The sequence below is a fragment of the Pseudobutyrivibrio sp. YE44 genome (genome assembly GCF_900104335.1).
GTDB lineage: Bacteria > Bacillota > Clostridia > Lachnospirales > Lachnospiraceae > Pseudobutyrivibrio.
The window spans coordinates 92,345-115,747 of the sequence record NZ_FMXT01000005.1; the positions used below are offsets into that span (position 1 = coordinate 92,345).

The 23,403-nt window shown below is 42.1% G+C and carries 20 protein-coding genes; 16 read left to right on the forward strand and 4 right to left on the reverse strand.

What is annotated here, in order from left to right:
- Positions 1-265 precede the first annotated feature (265 nt).
- The 8 genes from BLR54_RS09210 (at position 266) to BLR54_RS09245 (ending at position 10,183) form a co-directional block, all read left to right on the forward strand.
- Positions 266-688: a flagellar protein FlaG gene (locus BLR54_RS09210; protein WP_090419958.1), complete on the forward strand. Its 423-nt coding sequence runs from the start codon at positions 266-268 to the stop codon at positions 686-688.
- 11 nt (positions 689-699) lie between these two features.
- Positions 700-3,195: a flagellar filament capping protein FliD gene (gene fliD / locus BLR54_RS09215; RefSeq protein ID WP_090419961.1), complete on the forward strand. Its 2,496-nt coding sequence runs from the start codon at positions 700-702 to the stop codon at positions 3,193-3,195.
- Between the two features lie 31 nt (positions 3,196-3,226).
- Positions 3,227-3,631: a flagellar export chaperone FliS gene (gene fliS / locus BLR54_RS09220; protein ID WP_090419964.1), complete on the forward strand. Its 405-nt coding sequence runs from the start codon at positions 3,227-3,229 to the stop codon at positions 3,629-3,631.
- 190 nt (positions 3,632-3,821) lie between these two features.
- Positions 3,822-4,304 carry a hypothetical protein gene (locus BLR54_RS09225; protein WP_090419966.1) on the forward strand — a complete coding sequence of 161 codons (483 nt, stop codon included), beginning with the start codon at positions 3,822-3,824 and terminating at the stop codon, positions 4,302-4,304.
- A gap of 404 nt (positions 4,305-4,708) precedes the next feature.
- Entirely contained in the window at positions 4,709-6,193 is a 1,485-nt protein-coding gene (locus tag BLR54_RS09230) for a flagellin N-terminal helical domain-containing protein (RefSeq protein ID WP_090419970.1), read from the forward strand.
- Between the two features lie 241 nt (positions 6,194-6,434).
- Positions 6,435-6,932: a hypothetical protein gene (locus tag BLR54_RS09235; protein WP_090419974.1), complete on the forward strand. Its 498-nt coding sequence runs from the start codon at positions 6,435-6,437 to the stop codon at positions 6,930-6,932.
- Positions 6,933-7,087: 155 nt separating this feature from the next.
- A complete protein-coding gene (locus tag BLR54_RS09240; RefSeq protein ID WP_176761908.1) occupies positions 7,088-8,956 on the forward strand; it encodes a glycosyltransferase in 1,869 nt (622 codons plus the stop codon).
- 60 nt (positions 8,957-9,016) lie between these two features.
- A complete protein-coding gene (locus tag BLR54_RS09245) occupies positions 9,017-10,183 on the forward strand; it encodes a CgeB family protein (protein WP_090419980.1) in 1,167 nt (388 codons plus the stop codon).
- Between the two features lie 100 nt (positions 10,184-10,283).
- On the opposite strand, the gene BLR54_RS09250 is transcribed toward BLR54_RS09245, so the two are convergent.
- A complete protein-coding gene (locus tag BLR54_RS09250; RefSeq protein WP_090419983.1) occupies positions 10,284-11,558 on the reverse strand; it encodes a hypothetical protein in 1,275 nt (424 codons plus the stop codon).
- A gap of 316 nt (positions 11,559-11,874) precedes the next feature.
- Here BLR54_RS09250 and BLR54_RS09255 point away from each other — a divergent pair, with 316 nt between their 5' ends.
- Positions 11,875-13,716 carry an autotransporter outer membrane beta-barrel domain-containing protein gene (locus tag BLR54_RS09255; RefSeq protein ID WP_090419986.1) on the forward strand — a complete coding sequence of 614 codons (1,842 nt, stop codon included), beginning with the start codon at positions 11,875-11,877 and terminating at the stop codon, positions 13,714-13,716.
- A gap of 73 nt (positions 13,717-13,789) precedes the next feature.
- On the opposite strand, the gene BLR54_RS09260 is transcribed toward BLR54_RS09255, so the two are convergent.
- The 3 genes from BLR54_RS09260 to BLR54_RS09270 all read right to left on the reverse strand — a co-directional run bounded on the left by BLR54_RS09260 (position 13,790) and on the right by BLR54_RS09270 (position 16,886).
- Positions 13,790-14,320, reverse strand: a complete 531-nt coding sequence (locus BLR54_RS09260; protein ID WP_176761909.1) for a serine O-acetyltransferase — start codon at positions 14,318-14,320, stop codon at positions 13,790-13,792.
- A 68-nt stretch (positions 14,321-14,388) separates the two neighbouring features.
- Complete coding sequence (locus BLR54_RS09265) at positions 14,389-15,447, reverse strand: glycosyltransferase (RefSeq protein ID WP_090419993.1); 1,059 nt, start codon at positions 15,445-15,447, stop codon at positions 14,389-14,391.
- A gap of 5 nt (positions 15,448-15,452) precedes the next feature.
- Entirely contained in the window at positions 15,453-16,886 is a 1,434-nt protein-coding gene (locus tag BLR54_RS09270; protein ID WP_090419996.1) for an ABC transporter substrate-binding protein, read from the reverse strand.
- A gap of 76 nt (positions 16,887-16,962) precedes the next feature.
- Here BLR54_RS09270 and BLR54_RS09275 point away from each other — a divergent pair, with 76 nt between their 5' ends.
- From BLR54_RS09275 to glmM, 7 genes are all read left to right on the forward strand, one after another.
- Positions 16,963-17,697 (forward strand): ComF family protein, encoded by a 735-nt coding sequence (locus BLR54_RS09275; RefSeq protein ID WP_255396692.1) that lies wholly within the window; start codon positions 16,963-16,965, stop codon positions 17,695-17,697.
- 14 nt (positions 17,698-17,711) lie between these two features.
- A complete protein-coding gene (locus BLR54_RS09280; protein WP_090419999.1) occupies positions 17,712-18,119 on the forward strand; it encodes a flagellar protein in 408 nt (135 codons plus the stop codon).
- A 232-nt stretch (positions 18,120-18,351) separates the two neighbouring features.
- A complete protein-coding gene (locus BLR54_RS09285) occupies positions 18,352-18,804 on the forward strand; it encodes a hypothetical protein (protein WP_090420002.1) in 453 nt (150 codons plus the stop codon).
- Positions 18,805-19,716 carry a hypothetical protein gene (locus BLR54_RS09290; protein WP_090420005.1) on the forward strand — a complete coding sequence of 304 codons (912 nt, stop codon included), beginning with the start codon at positions 18,805-18,807 and terminating at the stop codon, positions 19,714-19,716.
- 83 nt (positions 19,717-19,799) lie between these two features.
- The gene (gene cdaA, locus BLR54_RS09295) at positions 19,800-20,663 is read left to right on the forward strand and encodes a diadenylate cyclase CdaA (protein ID WP_242871230.1); all 864 of its coding nucleotides are present in this window, start codon (positions 19,800-19,802) and stop codon (positions 20,661-20,663) included.
- Entirely contained in the window at positions 20,660-21,949 is a 1,290-nt protein-coding gene (locus BLR54_RS09300) for a CdaR family protein (RefSeq protein WP_090420008.1), read from the forward strand. The genes cdaA and BLR54_RS09300 overlap by 4 nt, the downstream gene beginning before the upstream one ends.
- A gap of 5 nt (positions 21,950-21,954) precedes the next feature.
- Entirely contained in the window at positions 21,955-23,304 is a 1,350-nt protein-coding gene (gene glmM / locus BLR54_RS09305) for a phosphoglucosamine mutase (RefSeq protein WP_090420011.1), read from the forward strand.
- Positions 23,305-23,403 lie beyond the last annotated feature (99 nt).

Below are 23,403 nucleotides of genomic sequence, written 5' to 3' on the forward strand. Positions count from 1 at the left end.
CGGCTACAAGCCTTATATCTCTCAGATTCAGCTGAAGAAAGCTTCACTTGAGAGATATAAGAGCTTGATGCCTACCAGTTCACTTAATGAGTTAGCTTTTTAGCTAACTTAATTTTTTTAGAATTTTTTTTGTAAGAGCTATAAACATTACGCTAGTACCCTCCGATATAAAACATAGAAAACTATAGATTTCTGTTTCTATGCAGAAAACTAAGAATTTTTATAAATCTTTACATATACAAGGAAGTATAGAAGGAGGAGTACCATGAAAATAGGCGAAGTAAGTAGTGCAGTTAGTAGCTACCAGGGACAAGGAAGTTCAGCAAAGACGGCGCCAGTACAATCATCAGGTCAGAGCACACCAATTGATTTCGCAGCAGCAAAGGAAATGCGCGCCAGCGAACCTGAATATAGAGTCCCAAATTACAGTACTGAGCAGCAGGCAGAGGAAGAAGAGGGCAAAGCACAACCAACTTCTTCTCTGAAGGAAGCAATCAGCAAGATCAACTCTGCTCAGGGAAATGCCGAAGCAGTATTTGGCATTCATGAGGGAACAAACCGTGTAATGATTAAGATGGTTGATAAGCAAACCAGAAAAGTCATTAAGGAATTTCCAGCAGAGGAAACCCTGGACCTTATTGCAAAGGCATGGGAGCTTGCAGGAATTATGGTTGATGAAAAGAGATAGGGGGGTTCTTTATGCCTATTAGAATTTCAGGACTGACATCGGGTTTGGATACCGAATCCATTGTTGGTGCATTAGTATCAGCCTATAGCTACAAGAAGGACAAGTATGTCAAAGCTCAGACAAAGGTTTCTTGGAAGCAGGACGCTTGGAAGGCGCTGAACACCAAGGTGTATAGTCTTTATACATCTGTAGGTAGTATGCGTTATTCTTCAAATTATGCAGTAAAGAAAACCACAGTCAGTGATACAACAAAGGCTAAAGCTACGGCCAGTGGTACAGCCATCAATGGTACTCAAAGCCTAAAGATAAACAAGCTTGCCAGCACAGCTTATATTACAGGTGCTCAGCTTGAAGGAAATGTTACCGGATCTTCAACCCTTGCATCTCTTGGAATCAAGACCGATTCAAGTGGAGAGAAGGCTAGCATCTCACTTAGAACAGGTACGAAAGTAACAAACGTTGATATTGAGGGTAGTATGACCATCAATCAGTTTGTTAACAAGCTGAAGGATGCTGGTGTTGAGGCAAACTTCGACGAGAAGAATCGTCGTTTCTATATCAGTGCAAAGACCTCTGGTAAGGCTGGAGATTTTACTCTTTCAGCAAATACCTCTATGGGTCTTAGCAGCTTGACTAAGTTGGGACTTCTTTCAGGAGAAGAGATTTCTGATATCAAGGACAGTGCTTCTAGCGCAGGTATGGCAAAGAAGGTTATGCCATTTACGGTAGATGGTAATTCATCTAAGTTGATGGATTCTACAGAGCTTAAGACTTTGCTTACCAGCGTAATGGAATATAAGAAGGACCCAAGTTCAGTTACAGATGCAGATAAAATCGCTGAGTACGACAGCATCGTATCTTACTTAGAGGAAAACTATGGTGAAGAGGGTGTCATTAATTGGGAAGACATGACCGAGGATGAGCTTTCTGAACTTGTAGGTAATGTTTATAAGGATGCCGCTTACGATACAACTGGCACAAAGGTTAACACCGCAACCAGAAGTCTTATTTATACCGTAGGCGAAGGCGATGATAAAAAGACATATACATTATCTGGAAGTTTAGCCGATATAAAGAGTAAGCTACAATCTTTGGCGACAGCCACTGATGAAGAGTCAACAGCTTTGAAGGAATATCTAAATAAGAAGTATTCCGACGAGGTTTATAAGACCACCCGCGATGAAAATAACAACATCGTGGTTGAAAAATACGGCTCAGGCGGAACTATCGACTGGGATAATCTGGATGACGAAAAGCTATCAAAGCTTGCAGAGGATGTTTATACCAGTGGAACCTATGATATTTCCAATGATGCCACCTATAAAGAGCTTCAAACCTCTATCAATGCTGTAAGAGATGGATATTTGGCAGTTGCAGCAGCTAAGGCACTTCCTCAGAAAACCTCCGAGGAAATTGCTATCAGAAGTGAGAAGCTTCGCGAGGCTCAGGAGCAGCTTAGCACAGCCCTTGCAGATCCTACAAATGCTAAGTGGGCTAAGTATGTAGAAGAGAATTTTGGTGCACAGAATTCTGAGTATGATTCAAGCTACAGCGACTTCTGGACCCAGACTGATAATATCGATTTGATTAGTAGCGTTTACTACAGAGTTGATTTGGCAGCTAATATTCAGGCAGGAAATGTTGATATCGACCCAGGTAACGTGGCTAAGAAGGTGGATGGCGCCGATGCTGAAATCGAGCTGAATGGCGTTGTTTACACAAATGGTACCAATTCAATTACTGTAAATGGTCTGACCATTGAAGCAATGGCCACAACCGGTGATTCAGAAATCACCGTTACAGTAAACAATGATATAGATGGTATATACGATAAGGTAAAGGATTTCCTGACCCAGTACAACAATCTGATGAATGAAATGCAGAAGCTTTATAATGCTGATTCTGCAAAGGACTATGAGCCTCTTACCGATGATGAGAAGGCTGAAATGTCAGAAGACCAGATTGAAAAGTGGGAGCAGAAGATTAAGGATTCCTTACTCCGTCGTGACAATAGCTTGAGTAGTATCATCTCTGCAATGACCATGTCTATGATGAAGACCATCGAGATTGATGGCAAGACTTATGCTTGGTCAACCTTCGGAGTGCACACTCTTGGAAATATGAATGCAGAGAAGAACGAGGGATACGCTTATCATATTGATGGCGATTCTGAGGATACCTACACCTCTGGTAAAACAGATAAGCTAAGAACTGCGTTGGCAGAGGAGCCAGATGTAGTTATCGAATTCCTGAAGCAGATGACCAGTAATCTGTATTCTGCAATGGATGAGAAGATGAAGTCAACCTCAGTTAAATCCGTATATACGGTTTACAACGACAAGGAAATGGCTTCAGAATACTCTAGCTATTCAACATTGATTAAGACATGGCAAGATAGAGTTACTGACATGGAAGATGCTTACTATAAGAAGTTTGCAAAGATGGAATCAGCACTTGCACAGTTGCAAAGCAATTCATCTTCAATCACCTCAATGCTTGGAGGTTGATCAATAAAGGGATTTTCAGGAGGCGAATTATATGACACCAATGAATGGTTATGATGCTTACGCAAAGAACAGAATATTAACAGCAAGTCCTGCGGAGCTAACATTGATGCTATATGAAGGAGCAATCAAGTTTTGCAACATTGCAATTGTAGCTTGCGAGAACAAGGATATTGAGAAGGCACACATCAATATTCGTAAAACCGATAGAATTATAGAAGAATTCGAGATTACCTTGGATGAAAAATATCCTGTAGCAAAGGATTTCCATGCAGTGTATACTTATCTTAGGAGCTGTTTAAGACATGCTATGATAGATAAGGATCCAGAAACCCTCCAGGAGGTGCTTAAGCACTTGCGTACCATGCGCGACACCTGGAAGGACGTAATGAAGCTTACCGCCAACGGAAAGAAGTTGGATGGACAAGCTGCTGGCTAACCAATAGTGTAACGACAGCCCCTCTTGTGAGGGGCTGATTTTATGTTGTGAGCTGGTTACGATAACAAGCCAAATGTATCTCCGCTCTGCTATAGAAAGCATCGCTTGAGACACATATGAGCTTGTTATCTACCAGCACTTACTATAAGCTTGCCAGGCAGGGTGACGGATGAGGTGGGGAGGTTTTAAAATGGAAAATATGGATTATGTAATTATGTTACGTGAATCGCTAGAGAAGAAGGCGGACATATTGCGCGTTCTTCAGATTCGTAACAAGGAGCAAACCGCAATCCTACAGGACCCAAATACTACACCAGAGGATTTGGAGAAGAACATGAATATGAAAGCGGAGCTCATTGATAGAATCATTATGTTAGATGATGGCTTTGAGCAGCTTTTCAATCGTGTGAAGGATATTATAGAAGCAGATCGTGAGACCTATGCTGACGAAATCAAGCTCATGCAGGATTTAATAAGAAAGGTTACAGAACTTGCAGCAGATGTGGAGGCCAGCGAATATAAAAATAGAGAGTACGCAAAGACTCGCTTCGCTAATATCAAAAAAGATATCCGCGAAGTAAAAAAATCCAACGACGTAGTTACTTCTTATTATAGAAACATGATGTCCCACAACAAGGTAGAAGACCCTGCATTTCTTGATAAGAAGAAATGAAATAAAGGCTTCCCCCTGGGGGGAAGCTGTCAGCTTAAGCTGACTGATGAGGGGTAATTTAGCACTTTTTGTAGAAAAATTTAATTAAATTTTATAACTTTTTTTAACGTATATACGAATTCCGCAAACCCAGTATTTACAAGGGTTTGCGGTTTTTTGTGTCATAAGTATTTAAGTGGGAATTATTAGACAATTTAATTTTTTTTCAGTTAAGGGGTAAAGTTTTCTAGGGTAGATTCGATAAATAAGGTGTAAGGAACAATTACAACCCAGAAAACACCTTACAAATCGAATTCGAATTTCAAATCAAATTTAATAACCAGGCCAGACACGGATGTTGGGCTATCAACAAAAACGGATTTAAATGCTAAATGGATTTAGCAGAATCTCATGGAGGAATTATTATGGTAGTACAACATAACATGCAGGCAGCTAATGCTTCAAGAACATTGAACATTACAACAGATTCTCAGTCAAAGTCTACAGAAAAGCTTTCATCTGGTTATAAAATCAACAGAGCAGCAGATGACGCAGCTGGACTTTCAATTTCAGAGAAGATGAGAAAGCAGATTCGTGGTTTGACCCAGGCTTCTACAAACGCATCAGACGGTGTATCTTCAGTACAGACCGCTGAAGGTGCCCTCACAGAAGTTCACGACATGCTCCAGAGAATGAACGAATTAGCAGTTCAGGCAGCTAACGGAACAAACTCAGAATCAGATCGTGACGATATCCAGAACGAAATCGGACAGCTTTCACAGGAAATCGATAGAATTGCATCTACAACAAAGTTTAACGAGACCTTCTTACTTAAGGGCGATATCGGATTAAAGAGAATGTATATCAACGCTCACGACGCAGGTCTTGAAGGAACATTAGTACAGAACTCTACAAGAGCTACATTTACAATGGAATCTCTTGAAGCAGGTGAGAAGTACAGAATCGGTGGTACTCAGTACACAATCGGTGCAAAGACTAATACAGAAGTTGCTAAGGCTCTTAAGTTTGGTGAGGGCATGTACGATGAGACAGCACACGCTGATACACAGGGCTGGAATATCACAGCTGGTGATACAATCTCAATCGACGGCAAGACCTACACAATCATCGACGGCGACAACTCAGACGTAGCAAACTCAAAGGTTACAAACGGATACCTTAAGAACCTCATCGTTGATGGATCAACTATCAAATACAATGGTAATGAAGTTACAAGATTCGCAACTCTCGATGATGAGACTGGTATCGATAAGTCTAACGCAACACTTATCACAGCAGAAGCAGCATACAACATGGTAGCAATCGAGCTTAAGGCAGCTTCATCAGTTGGTGCTACAGATAATGCAGCAGACGTAGATAAGGATGCAGCAGGCAAGTACACATACGTATCAAGAGAGATTATGCAGTCCGTAAACGGCAACGAAGAGAAGAACACAACAATCAGCTTCTCAATCTCAAAGGGTCACGTAAACGTACAGAATGCTCTTACACTTAACCTTCACGTTGGTGCTGACGCAGCAATGTCAAACAAGATCAATGTAGCAATCGAAGCAATGAACTCTAAGTCAATCGGTATCAACGGTATCAACGTATCCGATGCAACTGGTAAGGCAGCTACATACGCAATCGACGCTATCGCAGATGCAATCCAGAGAGTATCAGCACAGAGAGCAGAACTTGGTGCTATCCAGAACAGATTAGAGCACTCAATCCGCAACCTCGACAACGTAGTTGAGAACACAGAAGCAGCTGAATCTCGTATCCGTGATACAGATATGGCCGACACAATGGTTGAGTACAGCAAGAACAACATCTTACAGCAGGCTGGACAGTCAATGCTGGCTCAGGCAAACCAGGCTACACAGGGTGTTATGAACCTTCTTCAGTAACATCAGAATTAGTTAACATAATAGCAATCCCCACCTCTTCAAAGAGGTGGGGAATTTACTAAAGAGAACAATTGAATAAAATTTTAACGAAGATAATTATTCTTCCATTCAAGCCTTCCCCTCGAGGGTTGCTAGGCTCCAGTGGAGCCTGTTTAGCAACGACCGAGCCGGGAGGCGAGACAAGGGGCACCGGAGGTGACTGATGAGGTGGAAGATTCATAAATAGAAAGAGGTAAGGCTTATGGCATATTTTACAAGAAACAAGATGTTAACAATGGTTTTGGAGCTTTACACAGCAAATAACAGATTTGCTCAAGGTAGTACAGGAGATGACGCAGCTGACCTTCAGGTATTAATCGGATGTCAGCAGAAAGCATTAGTTTTAGGTGAATATCTCGAATCCATGGGAATGGATTACTCAGACATAGTTGAAAAGTTTGAAAAATACTGCAATATGATTTACGATATAAGTGAGAACTTAAACGACACAGTGCTTGTTATGGAGCACAAAGCAGCCATAGCAAATGTACTTTCAGACATTCTCGCAGACATTGAAAACAGAATAGTAGAAATTAGAAGTATTGATATTTACGACTTTAGAGGATTGGTGGATGCTCCTGGTGAGAAGACCATCGTCAGCAAGGAAATCAACCGATTGATTGATGCTTGCTTAAACAGTGCAGGACCACTTAGTGAAGGAGAGGAAATGTACAGACCGCTGGTAGTTGGAACATATTAATAAAAAAGTTGTAAGGCTCGTCGAAAGACGAGCCTTTAAAGCATTAAGGCAAGCCTTCCCCTTGAGGGGAAGGGGGAATGTAAGCGTTGCTTACTAGGCCACAAAAGTTGATTGCTAAAGCAATCATCCTTTTGGACCATGTGATGAGGTGGACAATGAACAATAAACCAAAAACAAAACTTCTAACAATTAGTCTATTATGCTGTGGCAGACCGGACACCACCGAGCGCTGCCTAAAATCCCTTATGCCTATCCGTCAGGCCATCGACTCTGAACTTCAGGTGGTAGACACCGGCTGTTCAAAGGAAACCAGAGCCGTAATCGAAAAGTATGCAGATGAAATCTTTGAGTTCAAATGGGTAAACGATTTTGCTGCAGCCAGAAACTTCCAGCTGGACCAGGCAAACGGAAAAATGTTTTTATTTATTGATGACGATGAATGGTTCCTTGATACGAAATACATCATCGAATTTTTCAAGGAAAAGGAATGCGTCACCTACAATATCGGCGGCTATTTCCAGAGAAACTATTTGGATTTCGATGGAAAAGAATACGATGATGTGGAAGTAATCCGCATGTGTTCAGTGACACCTGAGACCAGATTTGTGGGCAAGGTTCACGAGTATATAGAACCAGCCTACGGCAACGCCATGTTCATGGACGCTAGGGCAGGTCACTTTGGCTATGTTTATGCAAACGAAGAGGATAACATCAAGCATTCAATGCGAAACATTCCTCTTTTACAGGATATGATGAAGGAAGATCCTGATAACTTCCGCTGGCCTTATCAGCTTGCACAGGAGCTTAGGGCAACCAAAAACTATGAGGAATTGTATAAGCTTTGCAAGGAAAACTACGAGAAAGCCAGCAAGCTAGAGGATAACGAAAGTGTCAGATATCGTGGCAGCTTTATTTGTGGTGTGGTCTATGCCCTGAGACATATGGCTAACAAAGAAGATGAAGTTATTGCCATTTATGAAGAGCAAAAGAAAAATCAAACCATTATGGACCCTGCTTTGTATAGCTTGGCATTTATGGCATCTTGTGAGTATTTTTCAATGCATGAAAACGAAAAATGTAAGGATGCCTGCAATTCTTATCTGAAATTCTATGAGAAATACCATGAGGATAAGGCAAAATTCATCCTTGAGGGCGGTTTGTTCATAAACAACGCCTATGACGACACCAGCGTAAGCATGGTTTATTGCTTCCTGATGACAATCGGAATGGATGAGGACGATTATGGTCCACTAGTTCATTACTATAGAAAGATTGGTTGGAACTCAGGCGTAGTTCGACTTAATCGTGGCTTTATGATGATGCTTTTACAGAAGTCTGCAGAGATTGGTTACAAGAAGGAACTCCGGGATGTTTTAAATAAATTCTTTGTAAATAAGGGGTTCAGAGATCTGATTGAGCACGAAATAGAAGAGATCTACACCGGCCTGACTGTAGAGCAGCTGGATAATATGAAGGCGGCCTTCAGAGAGACTGATGGTCAAAAGGAGATGGAGCTATTCCTGCACATTCGCACTATGGAAAAGCGAATCAGCAGTGTGGAGTATTGGGAAAATTATAAGCAGCTTCGAGATATTTTAGAGGCATACGCTCAGGTTACTGTAAAGTGGCAGCGAGCTCACGACAATCTATTCCCAAGTGAAACAGCGACTTTTGCACTGGCACCAGAAACTAAGCTTGGCTGTGCTATCACAGATTTCTTGGAAGTGGCAGAGACTGATTCCACCAAAGCATTGAAGATCATTAAGGACATGTTTGGTCATCGCTCTATTATGACTGACACCATCCAAGCCCTTGGAAATCTTTACAGCGACTATGTGAAGGTAAGGGTAGCCAAGGAAACCGACCCAGCAAAGTTCCAGGAAATGTATAACCTGGAGGAGCAGGTTCTTCGCCAAATCGCTGACTTAGATGCCGCCGGCCACACCGACGAAGCTGTCGCCACCTACCAGCAACTCGTTCGTATAATAAGCGATACTTACGGAGTAGAATCGTTACACGTATAGGCGTAACATGAAATCTTATTATTGTAAACTAGCTTGTGAGTGTAACTGCGGAGTAAAGTTATGAGAAAAATTCTAATGTATCGCTGGAAAGCGTACAATTACAAAGATGTTAAGTACACATTCGAAGCGTTAGGCTATGAGGTTGAGGAGGTCTACCAAGACCTCCTCAATTATGATGTAGATGAAGCCTTTGCTGAAAGATTAAAATCCATAATCAAAGGGGATAGCTATGAATTTCTTTTTACTGTAAACTATTTCCCTCTAATTTCTAATGTCTGCCAGGAAATGAGATTGCTCTATGTATGCTGGAGTTGCGATAATCCACTAATCTCCCTTTACCACCAGTCAGTTTTCAACAGTGTGAACCGAATTTTCCTCTTTGACTTAACGGGAGTGGAGGAGTTTAAAGGAATGGGAGTGGAACATGTCTATCACCTTCCTTTAGCGGTGGATACCAACAGATTGGATTATCTCTTTGCTAACTCCAAGGACGATAGTTTATATGAAAATGAAATTAGCTTTGTAGGTTCCTTATATGAAAAGAATTCCTACGACAAGATGGAATTTACCTTGCCAGATTATTTGCGAGGATATTTCGAGGCTACCATGGAAGCTCAGAAAGACCTGCACGGCATCAACATCATCGATAGAATGTTGACCCCAGAGATACTGGCAGAGCTATCAAATTATTTTGAGTTGGAGAAGTCAGAGGATTCTCTTTCGGATTTGAATCTAATTTTCTCGGTAACAACCTTGGGCTTTAAGATTGCTCAGAAGCAGCGCCGAAGCATATTGATAGAGCTATCGAAACATCATGACGTAAGCATTTATACAAACTCTAATGTGAAGGATTTAATTAATGTAAATTATAGGGGAAGCGTAGATTACTGGAGCGAAATGCCAAAGGTTTTCCGGGGTTCTAAAATCAATCTGAACATGACCATACCAAACATTAAAAGTGGAGTGCCACTTCGTATATACGATATACTTGGCGCTGGAGGCTTCTGCATCTCCAACTTCCAAGCCGAGCTTCCAATGTTCTTCGAAAATGAAAAACACCTAGTATGGTATTACAATCAGCAAGACCTGATGGATAAAGTGAAATACTACCTTGCCCACGACACGCAGCGCTCCCACATCGCCCGTGAAGGCTACGAATACGTGCGTGCAAATTGCACCTATCAACAGAGAATAAATGATATGTTAGACATAATAAAAGCCATCTAGTAACTATCAAGCTCTTAGTGTTGTACTGTGAAACGTGTTAGTTGAACAGTACAATATTAAGGCTTGAGAGTGTAACTAGATGGCGTAGTTTTTTGTTGATTTACTGACTATAGTCAACCATCATTCCTGAGTAGGCGCTGGTTGCATAAGGTGCCGACAAGGTTTTGCCTGGATTCTTATATTCCACAATGGCCTTGTCCACATAAGCCATAGGGTTTATAGACGCCTTAGAAGCCGCAGCCCTAATGGCAATCTTTAATTCGTTCAGTATGCTGAAGGCCTGGGCCTTGTCACTACTGTTAATAACTTCCGAAAGTCTCTGGCCGTCCAAACTCAGATGTCCAAAACCATCCATAGTAATACCTGCGAAAGCTAGGCTACCTGACATACCCTTTGCGATGGATGAAATCTCATTAAATAAAGTACGGTTCTGATGTGCACCGGTATATTTCAATCCGATGTCAATCATTCCATTGTAGCTGTCTAGCAGCTGGTTAACTCCATCAGAAAGAGCTTCTGTATCGTTTTTCAAACCAACTGTAACTTCACCATGGGTTGGAGCCTTAAGCACCAGTTCGTAAGCCTTGTTTACAGTGAAGGTGTTTGATAGGGATTGATGCTCAACACCATTTAGCTTAAAGTCTGAATTGCTAGGCTGTTGTGTAATCCTATCAATACCAAGAATATCAAGCTCTCTTCGAGAAATTGTAGAAGAGATATTAAACAAGGTGGTTTCATCGTCTGAGATGCCCGTTGATTTGGAAGCTATCTGTATAGCGTTCGAACCGTTCCTATCTTCTATGAGCTGTGCGCTCAAACCAACATCTGAAGTATTTATCAATCTAACAATCTTGTTCTGAACTCTCAGGTTATCCTCGCCAGCATTAACATTAAACTGGAATTCATAGGAATGATTCCTGATATCCAAATCAAAGGAATATGATCCCGGTCTGAAGCTTTGCTCGTTAGGCTCCATGAAGTTTCCAGTGTTAATCTGAGGCTTTGCCAAGGAGTAAACTTCGATGGTGAAATCGTCCACATCAGAGTTTTCATCGCCAACATACATAGTTTCAATCGTGTCAGGATTGGTGGAAGAGGCCACACGCTTATCAAGAACGGAGGCAATATCTTCACCAGCTGAAGAAAGGTTCGACACTGAAAGAGCCATATTGTTAGCATGCTCTTTAATATCTATTGCGAACTGTCCCATATCCTCTGTGTCCTTAATCTTGTAGAGAGGAGAGTCTTTGTTCGTCTTAACTATTCTATTGTATGTGTCACGTAGCTCACTTTTCTTATGAGATTCGTAACGAGACCCTATGCTATCGCCATAGGTCGTCATGAAATAATTGTACGCTGTATCAATGCGTGACATAAGACGTCCCTCCTTTCTTCCTTGAATTTGGTGCCTTCGACAATCCATTGTCTAATGGCGGGACACAGATATCGATACTTATACTTATAGTTAATATCATAATATCATATGTCAAGCAATTTGAAAACCCGCTAGGTTTAGTAATGTTTTCAGATAACTCAACAAAATGTAGTGGCAAAATAACATATCTTAATCTTCCGGTAAAAAACACCTAACCATCACATTGCCGATAAATGATGTTCACAACCAGATGGTTAAATACAACTTGTAAAGCACAGCAGGTGCAAAAAAATTAGACTTAATTGGAGGAATAAGAATGTTGAAGAAAATTACTGCATTGATGATGACAGCGGCAGTGACATGCGGAGGCTTGCTAGCTTGTGGGACTGCATCTACCACAGCTTATGCCAGCGAAACTATTTATGGTCAGGTAACAGCTGTCAGTGACGATGGCTTCACCATCACTGTAGGAACTTACGAAGATGGTGAGCTTACTCTTGGTAAGGAAACAGCAGACATCACAGTAAGCGATGACACTACCTATTCAATGAGTATGGCTGGGGGACAGGGACAACCTGAAGGAGGTCAGCCTGGCGGCGGTCAGTCAGAAGGAGAAGCCCCAAGCGGAGAGGCCCCAGAGAAGCCAGATGGAGATCAGAGTGAAGCCCCAAGTGGAGAAGCCCCAGAGAAGCCAGAAGGAGACCAGGGTGAAGCCCCAGAGAAGCCAGATGGAGATCAAGGAGGCCCAGGTGGCCAACCTGCAGGAGAGGCTCCAGATGGAAACGGCCCAATGGAACTTTCCTTATCTAGTATTAGTGTAGGCACACAGGTTGCTGTAACCTTTGATGCAGATGGAAATGTAGAATCTGTAGAAATCATTGGTGGCATGACTTCCGCTATGGGTAACCCTGGCGGAGGAATGTCTGCAGCAGACATCACATACACAGCTTTAAAAGAGTATTCAGAAGATGCAACTGTAGAGGGCGAGACAATCGCCTCTACAGGCACTGATGAAAATGCAATCCTTGTAACGGACGGTGATGTGACAGTTAAGGATTCAACAATTACAAGAAATTCAGAAGACAGTACAGGCGGCGACAATGCAAGTTTTTATGGTGTCGGCGCTACTCTTTTAACTACAGGTGGAACTCTTACCGTTGAAAACTGCGATATTGAATCAGATGCTGCTGGTGCAGCAGGAGTGTTTGCATACGGTGATGGTGTTGCTTATGTAAATAATTGTACAATCAACACAACTCAGAATACATCAGGTGGTATCCATGCAGCTGGTGGCGGAACAGTTTATGCCACAAACAATACAGTAACAACAAATGGCGAATCTGCAGCAGCAATTCGTTCAGATCGTGGCGGCGGAACAATGGTTGTTGATGGTGGTACTTACACATCAAATGGTAAGGGCTCACCAGCAGTTTATTGTACAGCTGATATCACTATCTCAAATGCAACCCTTACAGCAACTGGCTCAGAGGCAGTATGTATCGAAGGTCTCAACTCCCTCACATTAACAGATTGTGACCTTTCAGGTTCAATGCCAGAAAACGAGCAGAACGATTGTGATTGGAACATCATCCTTTACCAGTCAATGTCAGGTGACTCTGAGGTTGGTAACTCTACCTTTAGCATGACAGGCGGTAGCATCACAGCCACAAACGGTGGTATGTTCTACACAACAAATACTGAATCAACATTTATCCTTGAAAACGTAGATATAACATATGCAGATGAAAATGATTTCTTCCTTAAGGTAACAGGAAATTCAAACAAGCGTGGCTGGGGAACAAGCGGCGACAACGGAGCGCAGTGTAACTTCACAGCTACAAACCAGAAGATGGAAGGGGATATTATCTGGGATACAATTTCAACTCTTGATATGGAAATGAAGGATGGCAGTGTCCTCACAGGTGCGTTTATCAATGACGAGTCCGCAGCAGGAAACGGCGGTGATGGCTATGCCAATCTTACAATTTCTTCAGACAGCAAGTGGATTGTCACAGGTAACTCAATCCTATCTAGCCTTACAAACAATGGAACAATCGTAGATGCCCAGGGTAACACAGTTACTATTGTCGGCACAGACGGAACAGTCTATGTCCAGGGCACAAGCAGCTACACAATCACAGTAGGTAGCTATAAGTAAACTTAGCCAACATCATTCAACTCACTATTATATATGAGAAGCCCCAAGGCAATGCCTTGGGGCTTCTCTATTTTTATTTCATTCTAATCACTTTTGCAGGATTACCAGCTACGGTTGCACCGGCTGGCACGTTGTGGGTTACAACTGAGTTAGCGCCGATAATGGCGTTTTTGCCAACGGTGATAGGACCGATAACAGCAGCGCCTGCGCCGATGTCTACGCCGTCTTCAATGACAGGAACACCACGTCCGTTGGTGCCCACCACGCAGCCTTGGCGGATGGTTACATTGTTACCGATGACAGCGTCAGTGTGAATGACGATGCAGGAGAAATGATCAATCATAAATCCTGAGCCAATGTGCTTTACATGGCTTGGAATGTCGATACCGTACTTAACAGAAACATTGTGAAAGCGAAGTCTGGTAAAGAAAGCCAGTGGCTTCATCCAACTGTGAGAGTTTTGGTAGCAAAGCTTGCGATACCAATAGCTCCAAGCATAGCCAGGTTTCATTTTATAGATTTTATAATGTGCTAAAAGTGATGAAGAATCAGAATATCTTCTGTAATCACTTTCTAGCAAATCTTTGTATTCTTGTTTAGTCATATTAACGCTCCAAAAGTAATTGAAGTAAAAAGTCATCAAATGAGAAGATTCTTAACATCAGAAGAATATTATCTCACCGAATCATAAATCTCATAAAGCTTATTACAATACTCTTTAATATTATTATATTCCTGGGCGCGCTTCAATGCGCCCCGAGTTTTTGTATTATATATTTCAGGGTTATCTAAAAGCTCTTTAACAGCTGAAACGTAAGAATCAACATCTGTGCAGACATAGCCGCAAGTTTCATCAATGATGTTTTTTAAGCCACCATTGTCTGTTCCAACAACAGGCTTTCCAAGAGCCATTGCTTCAAGAGCTACAAGGCCGAAGCCCTCCCACTTAGATGGCATAATCTGAACCTTTGTGTTTGCCATATAGTCATAGGAATTCTTCTTGAAGCCTTCAAGGATTAGTTTGCCCTCCAGATGATTCTCGGCTACGAATGTTTCAAGTGAAGGCATATACTCGCCATCACCAACCATGCGAGCAGTCCCAATGGAACCAGAGTCCAAAAGCTCTTTAGCAACCTCAGCTACCAACATAGGATTCTTCTGCTCCACAAGTCTTCCTACGAAGAGTAAATCAGACTTCAAATCCTCAGAACCAGCACAACCAACAGCCCCCTCACTAACCTGGGAAACAACCCCCTCCACCGAGAAAGGATTTCCCACAATAGTGATAGGACATTTCAGCTTGCTAGTGTAGCGATACTCCTCGCGAACAGCCTCTGAAACCATAAGGATATGGTCGATATACTTGCAGGCCATCAGATAAGAGATGGTCTTTATATGAAATTTCTTAATCCAAGGTGGGTTGTTGTGAAGGTGTGAAATGACTGGTACGCGACCCTTTAGGGCGAAGCCACAAAGAACGCTGGCTGTGAAATCGTGGGCGTGAACCACTGTAGGATGTAGCTCATCAACGGCCTTGCGAATCTCATCAGCGGAGAGAGAGTCGATGCCGCGATAGCAATCATATAAGCCAATAGATTTCAGCTTATCTTCAATAGGACCGTGGGGAGACATATAGATGAACTCCTCACGGTCTGAAAGCTCTTTTATAATCTGGCAAACCACGTTTTCAGCGCCAGAATAGATTTTAGATTTGATTACGTGAAGTACCATAAGAATTATTCTCCTGAGGCAGTGTATCTTGTGGTAGTGCTGCCGTATTCGTAGGTATCAAGGAAATCGTTAAGCTCCTTGAAGGATTTTGGAAATTCCATTCCAAACTTATCAGCGATTACTCCGTTGTAAAGCTTTACAGAATCATCGCCATCAACAGAACCGATTTTGATGGTCTGGATATCTTCTCCCTCGAAAACCTTTACAGCCTTCTTTCCTGCAGCATATCCCAAGGTGTATGGGTCTGAGAAAAGAGTAACGAGAGAGTGTTTTCCGATAGTTGTGTCGCCAGCTACAACTGTGACCCCAGCATCCTCTGCGATGGTACCGATGGTATCCATTTCGTTGGTAAGCATGCTGCCAAAAGGAATGTAGATGGCAGAACACTCTGCACAGGTCTCGCGGATTCTATCTGCAAGATTGATGCTGTCAATATTTTCAGCGTTGTTTAGCTCATCATCAGATGCCTCAGTTCCAGTCTTTGGAGCTGTGTCTGACTCAATTTTTTTGTCGGTGCTAGTAGCTGAATCCTCGGAGTTACCATCTTCATTATCAGATGACTTTTCTTCGCCAGAAGCCTCGGCAACTATCTTGCCTCCGGTCCAAAACTGAGAAACGAGAGCAACTCTGGTTGAGGAAGTGGAGTTAAGTCCAAGAACACTGTCCTCACCGAGAGGAGTGATGTCGTTGTCCATTCCCTGCTTTGCAGAAGAAGCAACATATTTACTAGGAGTGAGGGCTGTTGAGCTCTGCTCCTCTGAATCCACTGCAACGGTAGGCTTTGTAGCAGGGATAAGATATTCCTTCCAAGGAATGCCTGCTTGATCTAAGTAAGCTTCAAAAATTTCATTTTGATAAATGGCGTCTGTATCTTCAGGTGAGAAGAGGATGCCTACGGTTTGTAAATCCTCAGTAGCCTCAATCATAAGAGAAACCTGATCTACAATGCTAGGCTTGCTGCTGACACCAGTAACATTTGTCCCTGTGGTTTTGTCCCATGACTTTCCGTTTAAGCTGGCGATTCGAAGTGTTCCCTTGAAATCAACAATTCCAGTAGCAACGATTGGAATCATGTCAGTGGCTGACTTTGCAGAAACCAATGTGGATTTACCAGCGGTGAAAATCATATCAGGAGATTTCGCAACTGCGCCTGCAGCGATTTGGTCGCTGGAGAGTTTGTCGCTCGCAACTGATGTGGTGATTTTAAAGTGATCTTCCCCAAGATAGTCGGTGAGACAATCAGTGAAGCCCTGAAGTAGAATTTTATTGTAGGTATTGTTTTCTGTTAAAAGTGCTGATATATTATACGAATATGAATCCTCTTGGGATTCTTCTGTTACCTCATTTGGCTTTGGCTTGCTATCAGATTTGTTGCTACATGCTACAGCTGAAACAGCAAGAGAAGCTACCAAAATCAAACTTAAAAATCTTTTTTTCATATTTAAATCCTTTTTCTTTTTAAATGTTACTAAATTTTAATTACAAATTAAAAATAAGTCAATAAAGGAGACTGACTTGATTCATAATATAAAGAACATTATAACCCCTGTTCTTACCTTATTATATCCAAAACGTTGCGTGGCTTGCGACAAAGTTTTATTGAAAATGGAAAAAGAAACCGGGTTTTGCAGGGATTGTATAAAGAAAGTAAAGCTGGTGGGGCCAGTTTGTTGCTTGAAATGTGGTGGCCCTATATCTGATGATACAAAGGAATTTTGCAGAAATTGTGAAAGGAATACACATGCCTTTCTTCAGAATAAAGCTATATTCCAGTACACAGGGGATATGAAAAATGCCATGTATCGCTTTAAATATGCTAACAGACGCTGCTACGGCAAGGTTTTTGCAAAGCATGCAAATCGCTATTATGGCAGATGGCTAAAGGATAACAATATAGAAGCAATTGTGCCTGTTCCTATGTATAAAAAGAAGGAGAAACGCCGTGGTTACAATCAGGCCACAGTGTTTGCAAGAGAGCTAAGTGCAATTACTGGAATTCCTGTGGCAGAAGAAATTGTCAGACGAGAAGCAGATACAAAAGCGATGAAACAATTAAATGGCTTAAAAAGAAAGAAAAATCTGTTAAATGCTTTTAGTTTAGGGGAAAATGTTGTACAATTTAGAAAAGTACTTATAGTTGATGATATTTATACAACTGGCACAACAATGGACGAAGTAGCGAAGGTACTTAAGAGTGGGGGAGTGAAAGAAATTTTCGGTATGTGCGTCTGCATCGGAGAAATGCAGTAGAGGAGGTATAACCTATGGAAGTACGTAACTGTAGAAATTGTGGAAGACTCTTTAATTACTTGGGAGGCATGAATATTTGCCCAGCCTGCCGCGATGAGGTTGAAAAGAAATTCCAAGATGTAAAAGAGTACATTAGGGAAAATCCTCGTTCAAACATCCAAGAAATTGCTGAAGCTAACGATGTTTCTACAAGCCAGATTAAGCAGTGGATTCGTGAGGAGCGCCTCCAGTTTGCTGACGATTCTCCTATGGGAATCGAGTGTGAGATTTGTGGAGCTACTATCAAGACTGGTAAGTACTGTGACGCTTGCAAGGCTAACACAGCAAACGCTTTGGCAAAATCTATAGAAAAGCCAAAAGCTCCAGAGCCTCCAAAGGAAAAACCAAAGAAAGAAAACAAGATGAGATTCTTGAAAGAATAATTGAAATTGTGCATCAGTGCCTGCTGGATTACCCGGCAGGCACTTTTTAGTGCGAGTCTAGTAATGCATGAATCTAAAGAACCCTAAATACCTTAAAACCTTAGTTTTATTTTATGATTAGTTTATGCTATACTGATTCTGACTCAGTATGAGTTTTAGTGGGTGGACTATGTCCATTTCTAAGAAACTCTACCAGAAACTTGAATTAAACACAGGCATTAAGGGGTAATGTATGATTAACGAAGAACGCGTAAGGCACATGACCTCCATGGCCATCTTCGAAAAGGAGCTTGGCCCAGAGTATCAGCCAATGATGCGCTATTCAAAGAAAGAATATATCGCTCTTCACGGATGGGGAGGCTTCCTAGCAGGCACTATCTTTTTTGGAGCGGTTTATGCAGCTATAGTTTTATATTTAGTGAGTAATGTTATCGAAAATCTCAACACAATGTATCTCTTGATAATTGCTCTAGCAGGCCTTCTTGTTTATGCGGCCTACATCATCATCCATGTGCATGGGGTGAGAGTCAGAGCAGCCAAACGCTACAAGAAAGGCAAACGTCTTATCAAGGAGCTTGGCGCAAAGTATTCAAAGCTTAGCAAGATGTACGAGGATGAGGTTCAGCAGACTAAGCCTTTGCTGGCCAGAGATTCAGACGAAGAAAAGGGACTAGAGGATTTATAAATGAATGCTTTTATTACTTTACGTGACAATATAAGAAGATTTGTGCTTTCACGCGAAATGCTCTTTTTAAAGATATGGAGCGGTTTGGTAGCCTTCGTAGGCCTCATGTGTATTCGCGCAAACTTCGGACATAACAAGCAGATCAGCCAGATTTGGCTTTCTATAGTAATATCAATAATCTGTGCCTTCTTCCCAATGCAGGGAGTGTCACTGGTTCTTGTTATTGTGCTGTTGATAGATTTAGCTTCACTTAGCCCACAGGTGGCAATCGTCACCCTTGGTCTTTTGATTATTGGCTATTTCGTTTGCGCATATTTTAGAAGCAAGAACACCTACAACATGGTGGCGGTGCCAATCTGTTACAGCTTCCACGCACCATACGTAGTGCCACTTGGCGCAGGTCTTATGTCCAATATCAACGAGCTTGCTTCAGTAGTTTGCGGTTCGGTGATGGCCTTCTATTTAAGCATAATTAAAGATAATACCACAGCTATCGTAGATGAAACTTCCGAGGTTTCTGTGGTTTCTCTTATCCAGGAGCAGATGATTACAAACCGCATGTTTTGGTTTTACATAGTGGCAATGGTGGCTATGTACCTGGTGGTTTACATGCTTAGACAGTCCAGCATCAATATGTCATGGATGATTGCAAATGCAGTTGGTGTGGCTGTTGAATTTATCATTATGCTTGCAGGATATTTACTTACCAGCCAAAAGACAGAGATTCCTAGTCTTATCATTGGAAACCTTCTAGTAATTGTGGTTGGTTTGATTCTTAATTACTTTGTTCTTGATTTGGACTATTCTCGAATCGAGAAGGTTCAGTTTGAAGATGATGATTATTACTACTACGTTACAGCAGTTCCGAAAATCAGAATTGCTGAAGAAGATAAGGAAGTAAAAAAGATTTAATTCTTCCTGTTGTTCTAGGATTTGGCAGTAAGATATTATAACTATTCACGGTGGATTTATAATAGCCTAGAAAGGTATGAAAATTGGTTGATTTTGTCAATGCGATTGATGCCTTCATCGATGATTATTTCAATGTAAATATTCCCGATGTTTCCATCACGGACGCAATCGAAGTTATCATAATTGCATATTTCATGTATCACCTGCTGGTTTGGGTAAAAAACAGCAGGGTTTGGATGCTAATTAGAGGCGTGCTTATTATCATGCTGTTCTTCCTGGTGGCAGCAATCTTCCAGATGAACACCATCCTGTGGTTGGGAGAAAAGCTGGTATCAGTAGCAGTGACCGTACTTATTGTGGTGTTCCAGCCAGAGCTTCGTAGAGCTTTGGAGCAAATCGGTCGTCGTAAAATCACGTCTATTTTCTCATGGAATATTTTAAAAACAGGCGCTAAGAAATTCGACGACTCAACCATCGTTGGACTTGTTACAGCCTGCTATGAAATGGGCGCAGTTAAGACAGGTGCCCTTATTGTTGTTGAAAAGGATATGCAGCTTACCGAGTTCGAACGTACAGGTATCGGTATCGATGCTGTGGTTAGCCGTCAGCTTCTTATCAACATTTTTGAGAAGAATACCCCGCTCCACGATGGAGCTGTCATAGTTCGAGGAGACCGTGTGGTTTCCGCAACCTGCTACTTGCCATTGTCCGACAACATGGCACTTTCCAAGGATTTGGGAACAAGACACAGAGCAGCAGTTGGAATCAGCGAGGTTTCCGACTCCCTCACAATCGTTGTTTCCGAGGAGACAGGTACTGTTTCTTACGCAAGGGAAGGACGTATCGTCAGAGATGTAAAGGAAGATGAGCTTATTGCTGAGCTTAAGCTTCTCCAGAATCCTGATGAGCAGGGAATATTTGACGCAGAAAAGGAGGGCAGACTATGAATCAGAAAATAATCAATGCCCTCACAAAGAATATTGGATTGAAGCTTTTGGCGGTGATGTTTTCATTCGTGCTTTGGCTTGTGGTTGTCAACATCGACGATCCAAAGCAGACCAGAACCTTCACCTCTGTTGTTTCAGTTTCAAACGAGGATGTGCTTACACAGGCTGGAAAGCTTTATGAGATAAAGGATGGAGTAAACACTGTTAGCTTCAGAGTTACAGCGAAGCGTTCCATCATTGAAAAGCTTTCTCCTTCAGATTTTTCTGCAGTGGCAGATATGAACAACCTTGAAAACGAAGAGAGAATTCCGGTTACTATTGCAGCAAAATCCTATGCCAGCTACATAACCATCTCTAGCCGTCAGAATTATCTGTACGTTACATTGAAGGATTTGAGCACCGAGCGATTTGTTATTAATGCTCAGACCACTGGTACTCTTGAGCCTGAGCTTGCAGTTCAGGAAGTCAGCTGCAGTCCTACAGTAATCACTGTTAGTGGCCCACAGGATGTGGTTGACAAGATTGATTCGGTTGTTGCTACTGCCAACATCACTGGTGTAACCAGCAACTTCACAGAAAATGTTATTCCGAAGTTTTACGATGAAAAGGGCGAGACAGTAGATTCTAAGAACTTGAATCTTTCGGTTTCTACAGTAAGTGTTAGCGTCAACTTCGTAAATACGAAGGCTGTTGACATCACAGTTAAGACCAGCGGTTCTTTGGCACCAGGTCTTACACTTGGCTCAATAAAGACCGACCCATCATCAGTAATGATTATCGGAGAGGCCGGAGCACTTAATGATGTTTCTACAATCACTATCCCAGATAGTGTTATAAACCTTTCGAACCTGACAGGTTCTTTCACCACCACAGTAGACATCTCAAGCTACTTGCCTGAGGGCGTACAGCTGGCAGAGGGAACATCTTCAAAGGTTCAGATTTATGTGACAATGCAAAATGAAAATGCATCCACCATTGAGGTGCCTGCAGCAAATATTAGTTTCCACAACCTTGGCCACGGTTTGGCTGCATCGTTGGATGCCGAGACTGTCACCGTCAATGTATTCGGTACAGACGAAGCTCTTGCGGCACTTAAGGCTGGCGAGGTTAAAGGATATATTGATTGTTCTCACCTGACAGTAGGGGAGGGACAGAACGCCGTCCTAGTATTTGAAAATACTGATGACGTTACAATTCAGAATACTTCAGTATCGGTTACAGTCATCGAGGATCCTGATGCAAAGGGCAACGATGAAGCTGACAATGCTGACAAGAAAGAGGATTAATTAATATGGGAAGATTATTTGGAACAGACGGAGTTAGAGGAGTAGCAGGCTCTGAGCTTACTATAGATTTAGCTCGTTCACTTGGACAGGCTGGCGCTTATGTGCTTACAAAGGAGGCTAGCCATCAGCCAACAATTATCGTTGGTTGCGATACACGTATTTCAGGAACAATGCTTGCATCAGCACTTATGTCTGGTATTTGTTCAGTAGGAGCTAACGCAGTTTATGTTGGAGTGCTTCCAACACCTGCAATTGCTTACCTTACACGTAAGCACAAGGTTGATGCTGGTGTTGTTATTTCAGCTAGCCACAACCCAATGGAGTTCAACGGAATCAAGTTCTTCAACGGAGAAGGTTTCAAGCTTTCTGATGAGCTTGAGGATGAGATTCAGGCACTTATTGAAAGTGATATGAAGGGTGTAAACCTTCCTACAGGTGCTGAGATTGGAAAGATTGATTATCGTTTCGACCTTGGAAGAGAGTATGTTGACTTCCTTAAGAACACAGTTCCACTTGATTTATCAGGATTAAAGATTGTTATCGACTGTGCCGAGGGTGCATCTTATCGCACTAGCGTTGCATGTCTTTCAGAAATGGGTGCTGAGCTTATCACCATCCACAACAATCCAGATGGAACAAACATCAACAGCAACTGTGGCTCTACACACATGGATGAGCTTAAGGCTCGTGTGGTTGCAGAGAATGCACAGGTTGGTCTTGCCTTCGACGGTGATGCCGACAGAATGCTTGCTGTAGATGAAAAGGGACGCCTTGTTGATGGCGACCAGATTATGGCAATCTGCGCAAAGCACATGAAGGACAAGGGTACTCTTAAAAAGGATACTTGCGTTGTTACAGTAATGACAAACCTTGGTTTCACATTAATGGCAAAGGAACAGGGCCTTAATGTTGAGTCTACAAAGGTTGGCGATAGATACGTGTTGGAGAATATGCTTGCTAATGGCTACAACCTTGGTGGCGAGCAGAGTGGTCACGTTATCTTCTTAGATGACAACACCACAGGTGATGGACTTCTTTCAGCTCTTCACCTTCTCAGAGTTATGGTTGAGACAGAAAAGCCTCTTTCAGAACTTGCTTCAATCATGAGTGTTCTTCCACAGGCTCTTGTTAATGCAAAGGTTCCAAACCACAAGAAAGAGAGCTACATGGAATACCCAGAGATTGCTTCAGCAATCGAAAAGCTTGGTGAGAAGTTCGCAGGCGAAGGACGCGTTCTTATCCGCCCATCAGGTACCGAGCCACTCGTTCGTGTCATGATCGAAGGCAAGGACCAGGCAGAAATCGAGGCTGATGCCCGTAATTTAGCTGAACTAATCACTAAGACGATGCTTTAGTCTGACGTTAATGCGTATTTTGAAAGCAAAATATAATTTAATGTATTAGTAATACTTAGGAACAAAACTTAGTTAACAATGTAATATGTCTCTGAAATG